Genomic DNA, 15,796 nt, shown 5'->3' with positions numbered 1-15,796 from the left:
TTTTTTTTATGCTGTTATAGCAAACAATATAAGCACCATTTTACAAAATCGACAAAAGCTGCTCTTTGTTGATGCCTATTAGCATAAAAATGTAGTCGCACATGGCTAATCTGGGCATATCTAGTCTGCAAGCTTAGGTGTTGAACCCCTTTATAGCGCGATTACCATTATTGCCGCAATCCGTCTTGAATTAGTTTGTCAAAAATCGTTCTGAGTTGATCAAATTCTTATACTGATTGGTATTAGTAGCTATAACAGTCGTTTTGGCAAAGTAGATACAAAAAAGCTAACTCAGCAGACTACTGAATTAGCTTTAAATAAACGATAGATGCGGTTTAGCAACCTGTTAAAGCGCTACTTTTTAGCTGTTTCGTTATTGACCGTGACATCTAAATCTGAAAGTAAACCGTTTTCTACGCTGTAGATCCAACCGTGGACGGCTAGCTCTTGACCTCTATCCCATGCGTCTTGAACAATGCTCGAACTGGTTACGTTAGCCACTTGTTCCATCACGTTTAATTCACAGAGACGGTCGAAGCGTTCATCTTCGTCCATACTGTCAAGATCTGCTCTATGGATCCGATAAATATCGCGAATATGACCTAACCAATTGTCGATTAGACCTAATTTTTCTGTGCCCATTGAAGCTTTAATTCCGCCGCAGCCATAGTGACCAACAACCATAATGTGCTTCACTTTCAAAACTTCTACAGCATATTGCAATACAGATAAGCAATTAAGGTCAGTGTGAATAACCATATTGGCAATGTTTCGGTGTACAAAAACTTCACCTGGCATTAGATCGATAATTTGATTCGACGGAACGCGACTATCAGAACAGCCAATCCATAGATATTCAGGACTTTGCTGTTTTGCGAGTTCTTCGAAAAATTTAGGATCTTCTTCTAAAATTCTACCAGCCCAGCGGCGGTTGTTATCAAAAAGTGGTTTTAATAGTTTCATTCTGCTCTTATCTATTCGGTCAGTTAAGAAAAACTTTTAGCAAGCGCAGTCTAACACTTTTGCTTTAGCTTGCTGGTCTACTCAGTAATATAGACAAGTTGTCTTAAATATTTGTTAATTCTGTTGCAAATAGGTTTGAATTGTATTGTCTGAATAAACTTGTCGTAACCTAATTCTAGCTAAGCTCTGGTATCGCTGCGTAACGAAGCTATTTCATACAGTTAGTGTTTCAGCTTAATATTTCAACTTACTTATTCAAATTACTTATTCCGTTTTGCAACTGCATAGTGTGTCAGTGGTGAATGGCTCTGAACGAGCCATTGTCTTGTTTCAAATTAACCAATATTGTTTGATAAAAATTGAGTTAGCTGATTGTTGACAAAATCGGCTTGCTCCAAACTCGAGATATGACCGCATTCAGGAATATGCACATATTGACTGCCGCTAATAGCATCGTGCATTAAATAGCCTTCAAGTACGCTACGGGCCTTATCTTCAACGCCGGTCATGATTAAACAAGGTAGGGTAAATTGTTCTACATCGTCCATTGTATCTCGACGCCCAAAAATCATTCTACCCATCTGGTAGATTGAATCTATTTTGTCGGTGCTGGTTTGTTGTAGTTGTAGCTTAAAGCTGGCAACCAGCTCAGCATTGGGTTGGTTTGCAAAGAACAACGGCGATATTGCTTGAATAATCTTGTCTGAAATCGCTTGTTCTGCTTTGATGACATCAAGCATTGCGTAATACTTATCACGAGTAATTTCGGGCTCATAACCAATAAAACTGCCTAACATTGCTAGGCTTTTTACTCGAGAAGGGGCTTTAAGAGTAAGTTCTGCTCCCCACATTGCACCAACAGAAAGACCGATAATAGAAAACTCGTCAACCTTAAGGTTATCCATCAGCGTCAGCATATTCGCTGCAACATCTCTCAAATTGCGGCAGTTAGCAGGCACGTTACCTGACATACCATGCCCCCAAAGATCTGGAACGATACAACGGTAGTTTTGACTTAAGAGGGCGATTTGGGGCGCCCACATTTTACTATCCCATAAGTAGCTATGGCCCATGAGTAACACTGGACCTTGTCCGATATCAAGGTAACTTAGCGTACTGCCATCGATTTCAATTTGGTGTCTGTGTTGGCTAAAAGATTGGCTAGTGGTGCTCATGTGTAGTGTTTTCTCTAAATATAAATACGATTAATGTGTAAATTAATAAATTTTAGGTGTTTAACTTGCTGGCGATGGTGCAACTCGGTAAACATATTCAGCGATAAGCGCATCAAGTTGCGGCAGGATATACTCTTTCAAATTCACGCTAGAAGATGCTAAAACGCGTTTTAATGCAGTTGAGTCAAAGCTTTGAGTGTATTTATCTGCAACAGGATAATAGCTCAGATGCCAAGCTTCAGGGCTGACGCCGCTTAAACCTGCTTGAAAGGGTAAATAAAAACCAAACTCTTGTGCGTGTTTATCCAGCCATCGGCTGAGCTTGTAACAAGGTCCACCTTGCTGATATTCAGCCGAAATTAACTGTAAATCTTGCTTGGTTATCATATTGCCATCAAAAATATCGATATCTGTGCCCCAGTGATGGCGAGACATACCGGGAATGGCTGACCAAATAAGGATATGTTCGATCAATTCGTTTGGAGTTAACAGAGTGATATCGACGGCTACAGAGTCTCGGTTTAGCACAGGACGCTTACCGTTGACTTTATTATTCCAAATGAATTGTTGTCTATCGAAGTCACGAAAGGCCGAACAGATCTGTAAATCTATATTGTCGGCTTTAGCGGCTTGTTGCATAAGCAAAAATGCTGCCGCTGTTTGGCGCTCTAAACGATGGCTTAAACAATCAACAAAATGTTGATTATCTAAGCCATATAAAACACTTTGATTTATTTGCAAAGTAAGTGTTCCAAAATCGCTTCGTAGCAGTCGGTAAGCAATTCAAGGTCGGCAACTTTAACGCACTCGTTCACTTTATGAATCGTCGCATTAACAGGGCCGAGCTCAATGACCTGAGCGCCAGTTGGGGCAATAAAGCGTCCATCTGATGTACCGCCGGAGGTTTGTGGATCGGTATCTAAACCTGTCACTTGCTTAATAGCTGCTTTGGTTGCTTCTAACAACGGGCCATCGCCGGTTAAGAAAGGCAAGCCATTAAATACCCAGTCAATTTCATAATCTAAGCCGTGAGCATCAAGAATGTTTAGCACCCGCTTAATTAAAATCTCTGCTGTCACCTCAGTTGAATATCTGAAGTTAAACATGACTTCTAGCGCACCAGGAATAACATTTGATGCGCCGGTGCCGCCATTGATGTTAGCGATTTGAAAACTGGTTGGTGGGAAAAACTCATTGCCATTATCCCACTTCATCTTGGCGAGCTCATCCAGTGCTGGTGCAGCTCGATGAATAGGGTTATCGGCAAGGTGAGGGTAGGCAACATGGCCTTGGATCCCTTTAACGGTCAGATTACCCGTTAAGCTTCCTCGACGGCCATTCTTAACAATGTCGCCCAGTTTATGAGTCGAAGAGGGTTCACCGACCAATGACCAAGTAATTTTTTCATTACGCGCTTCTAGGGTATCAATAACCCGAGTGGTACCATTAATAAATGGTCCCTCTTCATCGCTGGTGATTAGAAAAGCAATAGAACCTTGATGATTAGGGTGTTTTGCTACAAATCGCTCAGTGGCCACCAGCATTGCTGCTAATGAGCCTTTCATATCAGCTGCGCCGCGCCCATACAGATATCCGTCAATAACCACAGGATCAAAAGGTGGTGTATGCCAGCGATTAAGATCGCCTACTGGCACAACATCGGTGTGGCCGGCAAAGCAAAATAGCGGTGCGTCTGTGCCTTTGCGTGCCCACATGTTGGTGGTATCTTCAAACACCATCGACTCGATAGTAAAGCCTGCTTTAGCTAGACGCTCGGCCATTAATGTTTGGCAACCTTCATCTAAAGGCGTAACTGATTGCCTAGAGATAAGATCTTTAGCTAATGCAAGAACGGCAGAATCCTCTACACCGCTCATAGGTTAAACCACGTACGGTAGTCAGCTTCTTTAAAGCCAACTTGAACTTGATCGTTAGTAACCAAAACAGGGCGTTTGATTAACGTTGGGTACAAAGCCATAAGGGCAATGGCTTTTTTCTCGTTTAGATCGCTTTTTTCGGTTTCAGTTAAGTTTCTAAAGCTGGTACTGCGCTTGTTAAAAAGGCTTTCCCAACCAACCGCTTCAACCCATTGCTCAATTTGCTCTGCTGCGAGTCCGTCTTCACGAAAGTCATGAAAAGTGACCTCCAATTGATTTGCTTCTAGCCACTTACGCGCTTTACGCACTGTATCGCAATTCTTAATTCCGAAAAGTATCAAAAGGGTACTCCGATCTATTTTTATAAGTTGCAGGCATTGTGGCATTGCTTGTGATTCTGCTCAAGGGTGAATTGCTGCTAAATAGCAATCTTGAACGTTATTCAAGGCTTTTTAAGTTGGACGAATTTAAATGTTGATTTTTGTTTGCGGGAATGAAAAAGAGCCTAATGACTATATAGGCTCTTTTAATAAAACTTTAGCTTGAGGCTTAAAGCTTTACTGTAAAAATAACGTCTTTGCCCGCTTCAAGTTGGCCCTGCTTTTTGTCAATTTCTTGAATATCTTCCATGTTGGCAATTAACACTGGCGTTAACAAGCTGTCGGTATGTTGCTTTAAATAACCGAGGTCAAATTCAAGAATAGGGTCACCCATTTTGACTTCTTGGCCTTCTTCTGCAAGACGTTTAAAACCGTTGCCTCTTAGCTCTACAGTGCCGATGCCGAAGTGAACGAAGATCTCTAAGCCTTCGTTTGACTCAATACTAAATGCATGGTTAGTTTCGAAAATTTTGCCAATTCGGCCATCAATAGGCGCTTTGATTAGCTGACCTTTAGGCTCTATCGCTAAACCATCTCCGACTATTTTTTCTGAAAAGACCGGATCGGGGACTTTTTCTATTGCGACTACTTTACCCGAAACCGGTGCGTATACGTTTATCACACCCGATATTTCGGTTTGTCCTGAGATAAGGCGTCTTATACGGCTCAAAAATCCCATTAATTGCCCCTTTGGCGTTTTATTGTTCTAAATGAAAGTGGCGCTGATTAAATCATCTATATCGTTAAGCGACATTGAAGATCTATAACTTTAATCTATGCCGTTAATGTAACGCGCTAATTCATCAATTCTTGTCAATTTTAATGCGTGTTCCGCCTGGGATAAACAAGTTTGATAATTAATATTACGTAATGCAGATTTAACCTCTAATAAAGCACTTAGGTTGACACTTAACTCATCAATGCCCATGCCGACTAACAAAGGAGCAACCTTAGGATCACTTGCTAACTCACCGCATAGGGATACTCTGATATTTCTTTGGTGAGCGACATCAATCGTCTGCTGGATCAGCATTAAAACTGCAGGGCTGAGTGATGGATATTGCCGTGTTAGCAGTGGGTTAGTCCGGTCTGCTGCCATAGTGTATTGGGTTAAATCATTGGTACCAATACTTATAAAGTCCAGTAAAGGTAACATAGCTTTTAAGTTAAGCACTGCTGCTGGGGTTTCAACTACTATGCCATAACTGAGTTCACCAAAGCCTTTTTCTTCTTCAATCAGTTGCGCTTTACATTGCTCAATGTACTCAAATAAAGAATCTAGCTCTTCGATCTGATTTATCATTGGAAACATCAGCCTAATCGGTCCATGATTGGCTGCGCGAAGAATAGCTTTTATTTGTGTTTTGAATAGCTCTGGATTGCTCAAACTGTAGCGGATCCCGCGTAAACCAAGTGCAGGGTTATCTTCAACTATTGTGGCTAAGCAAGGTAACTCTTTGTCTGCGCCTACATCTAAGGTACGTATGGTGAAGGTTTTACCCGCCATTAAATGTAATGCATCGCAGTAAAATTGATATTGGGTCTTTTCATCTGGCAATGTGTTGGTATTCATCAACATGAATTCAGTTCTAAAAAGGCCTATTCCTTCTGCGCCCACATCGGCTAAATGGCTGATATCATTAAGGCTACCGACGTTAGCCAACAGGCCTACCTTTTTGCCGTCGAGTGTTTTGGCTGGTAAGTCTTTCAACATCAGCAGCTGTTGTTTACGAGATTCATCTTGTTGCTTAAGCGCTAACAATTGTTTAATTGTTGCAGAGTTAGGCGCTATTACTACTTCACCATCAACGCCATTAAGCACAACATCCGTACCATTAGCGATATTGGCCTGTTCATATTGGCAACTCAAAAGTGCAGGGAGCCCAGCTCCACGGGCTAGAATCGCTGTATGACTGGTCACGCCTCCGGTATGTAATACTAACCCCGAAATATGGTCTAAAGGCAGCATTGCAAATTCTGCAGGGGTCAAATCAGCGGCAAAAATAATAGTATCTTGGTCAAGCTGACTTAAGTTGAAATGCTGAGCGCCATTAAGACGAGCGATAAGGCGCCTGCTTAGACAAAGCACATCTTCAGCGCGATTGGCAAGATAAGGATCGTCTAACGCTGCAAGTTCATCGGCTTGGTGGCCAAAAATACGTTCAATGGCAACGGCTGCGCTTACTTGCAATTTACTAATCGTCGAATCAATTTCTGCTACTAAGTCTTCATCATCTAAAATCAGCAGGTCTGCTTCTATTAACGCTGCATGGGCTGAATCAGCCTCGAGCTTGAGTAAGCTTTGTTGTAGATATTGTTTTTGGGTATCAAATGCATGATGTAGGCGCTGAGATTCTTGTGGAATTTGGCTAGAAGGAATAAGACGGTAATCAATTTTTTCATGATGAAAATTTAAGTGTAACGCCTTACCAAAAGCGATCCCCGATGAAACTACAATTCCAGTAACCGACATAACGCGCCCTTTAACTAAGTGTAATGAGTAACTCAGAGACTTCTTGCACAGCTTGTTGTGCTTGCTCTCCGTCAGCGATGACTTTTACCGAGACACCTTGATATAAGCCCAAGGTTTGCAACTTAAACAAACTTTTTGCACTGGCTTGTTTGCCATCGCACTCAACAAAAATATCACAGGCAAACGATTTTGCCTTTTTTACCACAAGGGCTGCAGGGCGAGTGTGAATCCCGTGCTCAGCTGTAATGGTGACTACTTTTTCGTACATTATGCGTAGACTCTTAAGTTTATAAACCAAACTCGTACAATATTTATTGTGGTACCGCGACCGTATTAATCACTAATTTATGGATATTGTCACTAATAATCAATGATTTGGTAATTTTTCTTTTTTAGTGCTTTGGTTGTTGCTACCAAGGTATTGGACTTGACTAAAATATAGTCGGTATCGAAGGTGGAAATAGCGAAAATACTAATGTCTACATCGGCTAGCGTGCCGGAAACGTTTGCCAATATACCTGTCATCGAAAAGCCTAAGGGGCCTAACACTTCTAAGCAGCGCCAATCATCTTCTTGCTCTAAGCTATCAAGCTTGAGATCTGATGGCACAACCACTGAAACTTCATCTTTGGTTTTACCGATAAAATACATCGGCTGCTGAAATACGTCCGCAGGAATAACGGTATCTGGTGTGAAACTATGAATGGTATAAAGCGCTGGATGAATTGCTAAGGTCATGCGAGCCATAGGTATTACTCACTCTTTCAAGATCCCTTGAGTGTTTCAGCTTATCATAATTTACATAAAGCGCGAGGAGTAAAAACTCCTCGCGTGGTGAGCTGGTATAAAAAGGTTATGGTTAGGTCTAACTCGTCAATACATACTCAATTTTGTGGTCAGCGATAACAACATTCGTTGTTTGAGCTTTTAGTCGACTTTAAATTGTCCAAGAGTTTGTGCGCTGTCTTGACTGATTTTTTGTAGTGAAACCGCAGCGTTATGATTACTTTCATTAGCCTTGACCGACACTTCTGTCAATTCGGTAATTTTACATACGTTGCGATTAATCTCTTCGGTTACGATAGATTGTTCTTCAGTTGCACTGGCTAGTTGGGTGTTCATATCACTGATATGGGCTATTAACTGCAAAATATCGCCTAAAGAGTCACTCACCTCTGTAGCTTGTGATTGTACTTCTTGAGATTGACTTTGATTTTGCTCGTTACTCGTGACAACTTGGTTCACACCAGACTGAATATCTTTAATGATATTTTGGATCTCATTAGTGGAGTCTTGAGTGCGATTAGCAAGGGCGCGAACTTCATCTGCGACCACTGCAAAACCTCTGCCATGGGCACCAGCACGTGCAGCTTCAATCGCGGCGTTAAGCGCTAATAAGTTGGTTTGTTCGGCGATGCCGCGAATAACATCTAAGATACTGCCAATCTGCGAGGATGACTTGCCTAATGCATGGGTAACTTGTTGTGCATTTTTAAGTTCGGTTGCCAGTAGTTCGGTATTACCTAGCGTAGCATTCATCATCTGCATGCTTTGCTCTGCTTGGCTTTTAACACTATTCGCTGCATCTGCTGCTTGATTGGTATTGTTAGCCATTTCGTGAGTTGTCGAGAGCATTTGATTAATGGCTGTGGCGACACTGGCTGTTTCACGGTGCAAGTGTTCAACACTGACATTTGACTCTTCTGCTGCATTGAGTAGTCGCAGGGCATCATTATCTAAGCTTTGGCCAATAGGTTTAAGCTCTGCCACCATATCGCGAATTTTTATCACAAACAGATTGAAAGCTTTAGCAAGATCGGCCACTTCATCCTTGCCTTTAGTCGGCAGTTTTTGGGTTAAATCACCTTCGCCTTGAGCGATATCGCGCATGGCGGCAATCGCTTCTTTTAGAGGTGCAGTAATTGACACATTTAGCACTAAAAAGAACAAGAAAATTGGGATAGAGATCATCAGCATAATGACCAAATAATCAAATGCCATAGAGTACATCACATCATGGATATCACTCATATAACTGCCGGTGACTATAGTCCAGCCCCAAGGTTGGTAGTAACGAGCTTCAACTAGTTTGGTTTCTAACTGGCCACTGCTTGGGTTAGGAAAATTTATTTCTGCTGTTGCGATTTGTTGCTGTTTAGCCAGGTTGACTAAGCTATTAAAGTTAACTGGATCTTGGGAGCGAAACACTTGCTCGCCATTTTGGTTAATCACATTTTGATCTGCGCCATGGGCAAGAATGTTCTGCTGTTCGTCTAAAACGATAAAGTAACCGTCGTTACCGAAATGAATCGAGTTGAATAGATGTTTAGCTGCACTTTGGGCGTCAGCAATTGAGGTTTTATTGTCTGTTACTAGTTGCTTATTCGCATCTAAAAGACTAATTGCAGTATTGATTTGGGCATCATTTTGTAGCCATTTTTGGCTAACCAAATTTGTGTATTGTTCGTTAATAGAGAAGCTTGCAAAACAAACGGTACCGATTGCAGCTAGCATCAACATTAATATCAACCGCTGTAAAATCGTAAATTGTCTTAGTAAAGCAATCATATTGTTGTCATTTTGTTTACGAATACATGCTGTTAACTTACCCTTTTTGCTAGGGCAAATGAATAAGGCAGTTAATGTTTATTTTTAATATGTTAACTGCATCCAAAAACTTAAAAATCGAGATAAATAAGGGCTTAGACTAATATTCTGCTGCTTTCACTTAAGGGCCACTTTTATAAAAATTTAGATCTATAACTCAATACTTTGCAGGATAAAATCCCGAAATCTGACTTTATATAAGAATGATGACGGCTTTTACTATGTTTTGTTAAGTGACTGAGGCAATATAATGCGGATTATCAATAAAAGGTTGTTTTTATGCAAAGCACTGTTTCTGTTTCGACTGACGATATCTTATTAAAGTTATGCCATTCTGTTGCTCATGTCTTATCAAGCACGACTCATAGTCAAATTTCTCATGCCGGCATGGTGCAATCGATAACGAAAACTTGTTTGAAACCAGATCTAGGCTGTTTCTCAATTTTTGATGGTGGCTTCTCTGGGCTGGTGGTGATTAATTTTTCAGCACCCGCCGCAATGGAAATTTACCGCGAATATATGCTTAACATGGCGATGCCTGAGTCTGAATTAGCTATCTCACACACCTCTGATGATGTCGGTAATGTGATGGGAGAATTGATGAATCAAATTCTTGGTGATTTCATTAATAAAATCAGTAAAGAATTACAAACTAGCATTAGTCAAAGTCAGCCTAAGATGTTGACTATCAATAAAGAGTTAACTATTTCGATTGATACCAATTTAGATGATGGTATTGCACGTCGAGTATCATTTAAAACCCAAAATAACCATGTGTTTTATTTAGAATTTGCTATGGATAAAACTGAGTTTATTAAGTTGAGCGAGTTTGAAGCAGACGATGAGTTTGATTTAGATGAGCTCCTTGCTGAGCACGGACAAATTTTGGCATCTGCAGGCAAAGAATCAAAGAAAGAAAAGCTCGCAGTCACGGATCCCAGCACTGCTGATGATTTATTGGATGAGCTAGGTTTATAAATTAATAACCGCAGTTTTAACTTTAAAGCTGCGGTTATGCATGACTTAAAACACGGTTAGCTTTGTTTACGCAAAAACTGAAAAACGTTCGCTTTGCTTTGTTTTGCTATCGATTGCAATAAACTAAAGTCTGGGTTAAATAATTGAAAATCTTGCTGCAGATCTTCAAGCATGGCCAACCAAAGGTCAGCTGTCATTTCACTATCGGCTAAAGCGCGGTGAAACACACCATCATGTTGAATATTCTTGTAACTAATTAAACTACCAAGCTTATGGTTTGGCGCGTCTTGATACAGCCGACGTGCAATCAACATAGAACAGGCAAATTTACCTGAATAATGACGGTTAATTTGGCGTAATTCGGCATCCAAAAAACGTTGGTCAAATGATGCGTTATGGGCAACCAGATTGTAATCACCAATAAAGTCTGCAAACTCACTCATTACTGTTTCGCATGACTGAGCATCTAGCAACATCTCATTACTTATCCCTGTGTAGTTTTCAATAAAGCTACTCACCCGGAATCCCGGATTCATAAGCTGTTGAAACCTATCAATCACTTTGCCATCTTTTAGCATGACGGCACCAATTTCAATGGCTCTATCACCTTGGGTTGGTGATAAACCTGTGGTTTCAAAGTCGAGTACAATTACCGTGTCTGCTGGGCGTGATAGTGTTGAGTGAGTAATTTGAGTCAATTTTTTGGGTCTATAGTGTATTTGTCCGATATTGTATTGATCCACCTATAACAGTCAATCAAATTACCTTGCCTATAGTGTTTCCTCCTAATTGCTGCACACAATAAGCATGTTTCATGATCTCACCGAGATTTTTTTTATCATTTGTTTGCTAGGATCGCGCCAAATTTTAGTGAGTTAATAACATGCAATTAGATATCAATGGCTTAACGCCTGAGCAGTTTCTTAATGAATACTGGCAAAAAAAACCATTAGTGATCCGTCAAGGATTTAAAAACTTTCAAGACTTGTTAACACCCGATGAAATGGCTGGGCTTGCTTGTGAAGAGATGGTTGAGTCACGCAGAGTGTACCGCGATGAAGGCGACTGGCAGGCAGAGTTTGGTCCATTTGAATCTTACGATCACCTTGGCGAAAACGACTGGACATTAATTGTTCAAGCGTTAAACAATTGGGTTCCAGAAGCGGAAGATCTGCTTAAGTGCTTTGACTTTATTCCACGCTGGCGTTTAGATGACGTAATGGTCAGCTACGCTGTACCAGGTGGTGGAGTAGGGCCGCACATAGACCTTTATGATGTGTTTATTTGCCAAGGTTCTGGTCGTCGTCGCTGGCGCGTTGGGGATTTAGGTCCACACAAAGAGTTTGCTGCGCACCCAGCGCTATTGCATACCGAAGCTTTTGAGCCAATTATCGATGTTGAATTACTGCCGGGTGATATTTTATATCTACCGCCAGGGTTCCCACATGATGGCGTCACGCTTGAACCGTCAATGAGTTTTTCTGTGGGTTACCGTACAGCATCGACTAAAGATATGGTCAGTGCACTTGCCGATCACCTGATTGATAAAGACTTAGGTGCAAGTCAAATCAACGATCCTGATCGCCCACTTAGCCACAACTCTGGTTTAGTCAGCGAACAAGATTTAGCTCGATTAAAGCAGCAGTTAGTGGATACGCTAGATGACGAACTTGTTAGCGAATTTAGTGGACGCTATCTAACCCAATCTAAATGCGAATTGGATTTGCCTGAGGTTGCTCTAGACTTCCAAGCTGAAGATATTGCTGAAATTATTAGCGAACAGCCTCTAATGCGTTTAGGCGGCCTGCGTTGTTTATACTTTGCAAATAGCCTTGATTCTGGCGTGATGTATATCAATGGTGAACAAGCCAAATTTAGCCAAGGTAAAGCTAGCCAAGGTAAAACGACCTTGATCCAAGCCTTATGTGATCAGCAAACATTATCCCAAGCTGATTTAGCCGATTGGTTTGACGACCAAGAGGTTATGGATACTATCACTGCGTGGGTTAATGCGGGCTATTGGTATTTTGAAGAGGTTGAATAACACCGTTTTATCGAATAGATAAAGCGAGTGTTACTAAAGCTCAGCTACTTACGTAGGCTGAGCTTTTTTATTGATTAAAATCGATATTGCCAAAGTGCACCAAAGGTACTGAAATCGTTTCCGAACTCGGTTATCACGCCGGTACTGGCATTTAACTTAATGCTATTTTTTTGATTTATCGGAAAAGAGTAGGTTAAGCCAAGCCGAGAGTTTTGCTGTTCATCAAGAGAGTTAATGGTATTTTTACTGGTTTCACCGCCAAAAAATAAATTAGCATTTAATGAAAGCCAATGCCCTCGATTAAGGTTATAAATAAGATGGCCTTGCACTGTATATAACGGGTCTTGTTGTAAGTTGGTATCAACCAAATATTGTTTGTTGTCGGTGTAAAACCTAACCGACGCCATTACGTCGTAATACCAATTACCTAACCGATGAGATAAGCCAATACCCGGCCTAAACACCCATCTGTTACTGCCTGAGTTTAACAGTTTCTCTTTATCGTAACTGCCTAAAGGCAGGGTTATCTGCAAACTGGTGCCCACCACGAGCCCTTGCTTCCAGCTAGCAAAATCTTTTGCTTGTAAGGCGGGCGCGCCAAGAAAATTCCAAGTTAGCCGCATTGTTGGGTCGCCATAGCCGCAGCGATCGGCACTGACTTTTTCGCCGTTAAGTTCGGCATCTCCTTGATAACAAACTCGACTTGCAGCGATATCAAATTTAGATGAGTTGCCCATTAAATCAAAAGTATGGGCATAGCCTATAACGCCCGCATCAATATTGAGGTTTGCATTACTGATCGGCGCGGTTGGAGCAGGTGATAAATCCCCTTCAGAATGAACTATCCCAGCAGCAAGAAAGTGCATACCAATAGGAATGTTAGTGTAGCTGCGTGGTTCGAGTTCTTGCGCCATACAATAATGGCTGAGTAACAAACTGGCAGTGGTAGCGATGACTTTATTTACGCGTTTTTTCGCTGTCGACAGCGCTTTTTGGCCGTTGTTGAAACCCAGCTTTTTAGCACAGTAATAAATGTTTGCTTTATGGTATGGAGGAGCACTATTTAAAATGTGTAACGCCATCTAAAATCCCCCAATTATGACTACCAAGACATTTACGCTTATGTGTTTACTTTAAGTTAACAATATTTTGTTTAAACTCAAGAATTAAGTACCTATTTAAGTAGAATAATCTAAGGCTTAGTGAGATTATTTTGTTAAGCTGTCAGCTATATGTAACAGCAGGCTTAGGTTTAGTGGTAGCAATAACTGAAATTAGATTGTTAATTATGCAAGCGTTGAACAATACGCATCAAAATGCGATTGCAGCAGCTAAAAGAGCGCATGAAACAGCAACGAGTAAAGAGAGTGTCGCCAAAAGTAAGTACGAAACATTTGGTTTAGAAGCGTCATATCTAGCACACGGGCAATCTGTGAGAGTCGCTCAATGTAAAGATGACATTGATGCTTTTGAGGCGATGTTTACAACTATGGCTTCGTTACCCACAAAAGCAGACAAAGTGGCTTTAGGGCGTTTTATCGAGTTGGTAGATAACAATGATAAAAGTTACTTCTATTTTATGGGTCCTAGCGCTGGTGGGCTGAAAGTTGAATATAATCAGTATTTTTTTATGGTTGTCACTCCAGCATCTCCGCTTGGAAAAGCGATGATGAACAGGCAATTAGGTGAAGAGTTCGTGCTTAATGTAATGCAGCAACAAACAGAATTTGAAATCGTGTCTATCAATTAATGTAGCTATAAATTAGCGCTGGTATGTGGGTATATCAGCAATATCAATAATATCAGTCATTATGACTTTCAAGAGGCAAGTATGACAAAAACAGCCGCAGTGGCTAAAGCTAGCATGTTGATAATCGGTACGGCTTTATTGGCAGGGTGTAATATCGCCAATCATGGTTCTTTTGTTAGCCAAACCTACCAAGATAAAAGTGTTACTGAAGAATTAGTAAGGTTAGGGCCCGTATTAGGCCAGAGCTGTCAGGTGCAGTTTTTATATGTCTTACCCGTTGGCGACAGTGTGTCTTCTCCTAAAGCGATTGCGGCGGCAAAAAGCGTCATAGCAGGCACTAAGATTTTGACTGATGTAACCATAGATGACGGATTAACATTTGGTATCGGTTACTCTGAGCAGTGCATTAATGTTGAAAGTATCGCCTATGGCGTTGCCCAAACTGAATAAGCCGCCATCTTGTTTATTCAACGCTTTTACATCAATGCTTTACGTTGCTATATTTGACGTGAATTAATAAAGAGTAGGGATTTATCCGAGACGCAGGATAATAAGCTGTTAGCTTAAAGGAGCACGCAAATATGGATATAATTGCAATCATCGTTTTCGTTATGTGTGCGACATTTATTTTTCCTGTCTTGTTTGGTTTGTTCGAACTGAAAACCTCCGAGCTCAAAGCAATTATCGAAGTTGAGGACAGTAAGATAACGATCCGTAAGTTTGCTGTGGAACGGTTCTTTAGTTTAAAAGGCACTACGGTATGTGCTGCTAGTATTGTCCGTATTCAGTTTGCGACAGACCAAATCAGAGGAACGTGTGTAACGCTTTTTAATAAATCTGATGGAGCTTTGGACTTTTGGGTTCCAGAGCACTTAATGAAAGGCGTTAAAAGTGAACTTGTGAGTGTTTGTCCGTATGCACAACTCGTTGAAGTTTAAGCTAACAAGCGCTTCAAACGGAACACTAACTGTTGGTTGTTTCGCTACCGCTCACAATTATAGCCAATATTTGTTGTCCGCTTAAGCGGGCGTTAGCAATATTGCAGGAGGCATAGTTGGTTAGATATCAATTTAAAAAGTATTACTATATTCGCCCATTAAGTGAACCACTAATTTGTCTTCTTTTATGTATTTCATTTTGGTTTTTTAGAGATAGCATTCCTGATCATCTCTGGGGAAAAACTATTTTTATTATAGGAGGTATACCGTTCCTATTTATTTGGTTAGCTGATCGTATTTATAAGGTAATTAAGCACCCAAAATTATTTATATTTGATTTAACTTCAAACAGTTTAATTATTGATGATGCTGATTACTCCTTTGATGATTTAAAGTACTTTTACATCTCAGAAAAAGATGATGTTTTTAAGATGGAGTTTGAGTTTCCTAGCCCTAAAAAATTTGAAGCGGGATATAAGCTTAAAACACTTGGAATGTATAAAATTGACTCTTCATTACAGGAGTTTAATGATTCAATAGAAAACATTAAACACATAAAGACTTTTTCACCAGATTGAAAATATTGCTAACAAGGCCATTTTCCGCTTATT

General features: G+C 40.7%; 18 protein-coding genes. 6 read left to right on the top strand and 12 right to left on the bottom strand.

All coding sequences use genetic code 11. From position 1 onward, the window contains the following. Positions 1 to 354: 354 nt before the first annotated feature. From can to MSG37_RS16465, 10 genes are all read right to left on the bottom strand, one after another. Positions 355 to 963: a carbonate dehydratase gene (can, locus tag MSG37_RS16510; protein ID WP_248471755.1), complete on the bottom strand. Its 609-nt coding sequence runs from the start codon at positions 961 to 963 to the stop codon at positions 355 to 357. 335 nt (positions 964 to 1,298) lie between these two features. Further along, positions 1,299 to 2,138, bottom strand: a complete 840-nt coding sequence (locus tag MSG37_RS16505) for an alpha/beta hydrolase (protein ID WP_248471754.1) — start codon at positions 2,136 to 2,138, stop codon at positions 1,299 to 1,301. Between the two features lie 60 nt (positions 2,139 to 2,198). After that, positions 2,199 to 2,879: a M15 family metallopeptidase gene (locus tag MSG37_RS16500; protein ID WP_248471753.1), complete on the bottom strand. Its 681-nt coding sequence runs from the start codon at positions 2,877 to 2,879 to the stop codon at positions 2,199 to 2,201. Next, positions 2,870 to 4,015: a succinyl-diaminopimelate desuccinylase gene (dapE, locus tag MSG37_RS16495; protein ID WP_248471752.1), complete on the bottom strand. Its 1,146-nt coding sequence runs from the start codon at positions 4,013 to 4,015 to the stop codon at positions 2,870 to 2,872. The genes MSG37_RS16500 and dapE overlap by 10 nt, the downstream gene beginning before the upstream one ends. Continuing rightward, positions 4,012 to 4,401, bottom strand: coding sequence for an ArsC family reductase (locus tag MSG37_RS16490; protein ID WP_248471751.1), 390 nt, complete (start codon positions 4,399 to 4,401; stop codon positions 4,012 to 4,014). The genes dapE and MSG37_RS16490 overlap by 4 nt, the downstream gene beginning before the upstream one ends. A gap of 163 nt (positions 4,402 to 4,564) precedes the next feature. After that, entirely contained in the window at positions 4,565 to 5,074 is a 510-nt protein-coding gene (gene crr / locus MSG37_RS16485) for a PTS glucose transporter subunit IIA (protein WP_248471750.1), read from the bottom strand. Between the two features lie 90 nt (positions 5,075 to 5,164). Then, on the bottom strand, positions 5,165 to 6,868 hold the full coding sequence (ptsP, locus tag MSG37_RS16480) for a phosphoenolpyruvate--protein phosphotransferase (protein WP_248471749.1): 1,704 nt from the start codon (positions 6,866 to 6,868) through the stop codon (positions 5,165 to 5,167). A 10-nt stretch (positions 6,869 to 6,878) separates the two neighbouring features. After that, positions 6,879 to 7,136: an HPr family phosphocarrier protein gene (locus tag MSG37_RS16475; protein WP_248471748.1), complete on the bottom strand. Its 258-nt coding sequence runs from the start codon at positions 7,134 to 7,136 to the stop codon at positions 6,879 to 6,881. 92 nt (positions 7,137 to 7,228) lie between these two features. After that, on the bottom strand, positions 7,229 to 7,615 hold the full coding sequence (locus MSG37_RS16470; protein ID WP_248471747.1) for an ACT domain-containing protein: 387 nt from the start codon (positions 7,613 to 7,615) through the stop codon (positions 7,229 to 7,231). Between the two features lie 180 nt (positions 7,616 to 7,795). Further along, complete coding sequence (locus MSG37_RS16465) at positions 7,796 to 9,436, bottom strand: methyl-accepting chemotaxis protein (RefSeq protein WP_248471746.1); 1,641 nt, start codon at positions 9,434 to 9,436, stop codon at positions 7,796 to 7,798. Positions 9,437 to 9,754: 318 nt separating this feature from the next. Between MSG37_RS16465 and MSG37_RS16460 the strand changes: the two genes are divergently transcribed. After that, entirely contained in the window at positions 9,755 to 10,453 is a 699-nt protein-coding gene (locus MSG37_RS16460) for a DUF3334 family protein (protein ID WP_248471745.1), read from the top strand. A 56-nt stretch (positions 10,454 to 10,509) separates the two neighbouring features. On the opposite strand, the gene MSG37_RS16455 is transcribed toward MSG37_RS16460, so the two are convergent. Then, positions 10,510 to 11,151: a 3'-5' exonuclease gene (locus MSG37_RS16455; RefSeq protein ID WP_248471744.1), complete on the bottom strand. Its 642-nt coding sequence runs from the start codon at positions 11,149 to 11,151 to the stop codon at positions 10,510 to 10,512. Positions 11,152 to 11,336: 185 nt separating this feature from the next. On the opposite strand from MSG37_RS16455, the gene MSG37_RS16450 reads away from it, so the two are divergent. Further along, positions 11,337 to 12,497 carry a cupin domain-containing protein gene (locus tag MSG37_RS16450; RefSeq protein ID WP_248471743.1) on the top strand — a complete coding sequence of 387 codons (1,161 nt, stop codon included), beginning with the start codon at positions 11,337 to 11,339 and terminating at the stop codon, positions 12,495 to 12,497. A gap of 74 nt (positions 12,498 to 12,571) precedes the next feature. On the opposite strand, the gene MSG37_RS16445 is transcribed toward MSG37_RS16450, so the two are convergent. Then, complete coding sequence (locus tag MSG37_RS16445; protein ID WP_248471742.1) at positions 12,572 to 13,579, bottom strand: transporter; 1,008 nt, start codon at positions 13,577 to 13,579, stop codon at positions 12,572 to 12,574. 173 nt (positions 13,580 to 13,752) lie between these two features. Here MSG37_RS16445 and MSG37_RS16440 point away from each other — a divergent pair, with 173 nt between their 5' ends. The 4 genes from MSG37_RS16440 to MSG37_RS16425 all read left to right on the top strand — a co-directional run bounded on the left by MSG37_RS16440 (position 13,753) and on the right by MSG37_RS16425 (position 15,763). Beyond that, positions 13,753 to 14,247: a GreA/GreB family elongation factor gene (locus tag MSG37_RS16440; protein ID WP_248471741.1), complete on the top strand. Its 495-nt coding sequence runs from the start codon at positions 13,753 to 13,755 to the stop codon at positions 14,245 to 14,247. An 81-nt stretch (positions 14,248 to 14,328) separates the two neighbouring features. Continuing rightward, on the top strand, positions 14,329 to 14,697 hold the full coding sequence (locus tag MSG37_RS16435) for a hypothetical protein (RefSeq protein WP_248471740.1): 369 nt from the start codon (positions 14,329 to 14,331) through the stop codon (positions 14,695 to 14,697). Between the two features lie 131 nt (positions 14,698 to 14,828). Next, on the top strand, positions 14,829 to 15,185 hold the full coding sequence (locus MSG37_RS16430) for a hypothetical protein (RefSeq protein ID WP_248471739.1): 357 nt from the start codon (positions 14,829 to 14,831) through the stop codon (positions 15,183 to 15,185). A 116-nt stretch (positions 15,186 to 15,301) separates the two neighbouring features. Further along, complete coding sequence (locus tag MSG37_RS16425; RefSeq protein WP_248471738.1) at positions 15,302 to 15,763, top strand: hypothetical protein; 462 nt, start codon at positions 15,302 to 15,304, stop codon at positions 15,761 to 15,763. Positions 15,764 to 15,796: the final 33 nt, after the last annotated feature.

It is taken from the genome of Shewanella sp. 1CM18E (assembly GCF_023161665.1).
In the GTDB taxonomy this organism is placed as follows: domain Bacteria; phylum Pseudomonadota; class Gammaproteobacteria; order Enterobacterales; family Shewanellaceae; genus Shewanella.
This window is presented reverse-complemented; position numbering and strand designations above follow the sequence as displayed.

Coding starts and splice junctions, on each gene's coding strand:
- can (WP_248471755.1), bottom strand. CDS start 963: ATGAAACTATTAAAACCACTTTTTGATAACAACCGCCGCTGGGCTGGT.
- MSG37_RS16505 (WP_248471754.1), bottom strand. CDS start 2,138: ATGAGCACCACTAGCCAATCTTTTAGCCAACACAGACACCAAATTGAA.
- dapE (WP_248471752.1), bottom strand. CDS start 4,015: ATGAGCGGTGTAGAGGATTCTGCCGTTCTTGCATTAGCTAAAGATCTT.
- MSG37_RS16490 (WP_248471751.1), bottom strand. CDS start 4,401: ATGCCACAATGCCTGCAACTTATAAAAATAGATCGGAGTACCCTTTTG.
- crr (WP_248471750.1), bottom strand. CDS start 5,074: ATGGGATTTTTGAGCCGTATAAGACGCCTTATCTCAGGACAAACCGAA.
- ptsP (WP_248471749.1), bottom strand. CDS start 6,868: ATGTCGGTTACTGGAATTGTAGTTTCATCGGGGATCGCTTTTGGTAAG.
- MSG37_RS16475 (WP_248471748.1), bottom strand. CDS start 7,136: ATGTACGAAAAAGTAGTCACCATTACAGCTGAGCACGGGATTCACACT.
- MSG37_RS16470 (WP_248471747.1), bottom strand. CDS start 7,615: ATGGCTCGCATGACCTTAGCAATTCATCCAGCGCTTTATACCATTCAT.
- MSG37_RS16465 (WP_248471746.1), bottom strand. CDS start 9,436: ATGATTGCTTTACTAAGACAATTTACGATTTTACAGCGGTTGATATTA.
- MSG37_RS16460 (WP_248471745.1), top strand. CDS start 9,755: ATGCAAAGCACTGTTTCTGTTTCGACTGACGATATCTTATTAAAGTTA.
- MSG37_RS16450 (WP_248471743.1), top strand. CDS start 11,337: ATGCAATTAGATATCAATGGCTTAACGCCTGAGCAGTTTCTTAATGAA.
- MSG37_RS16445 (WP_248471742.1), bottom strand. CDS start 13,579: ATGGCGTTACACATTTTAAATAGTGCTCCTCCATACCATAAAGCAAAC.
- MSG37_RS16435 (WP_248471740.1), top strand. CDS start 14,329: ATGACAAAAACAGCCGCAGTGGCTAAAGCTAGCATGTTGATAATCGGT.
- MSG37_RS16430 (WP_248471739.1), top strand. CDS start 14,829: ATGGATATAATTGCAATCATCGTTTTCGTTATGTGTGCGACATTTATT.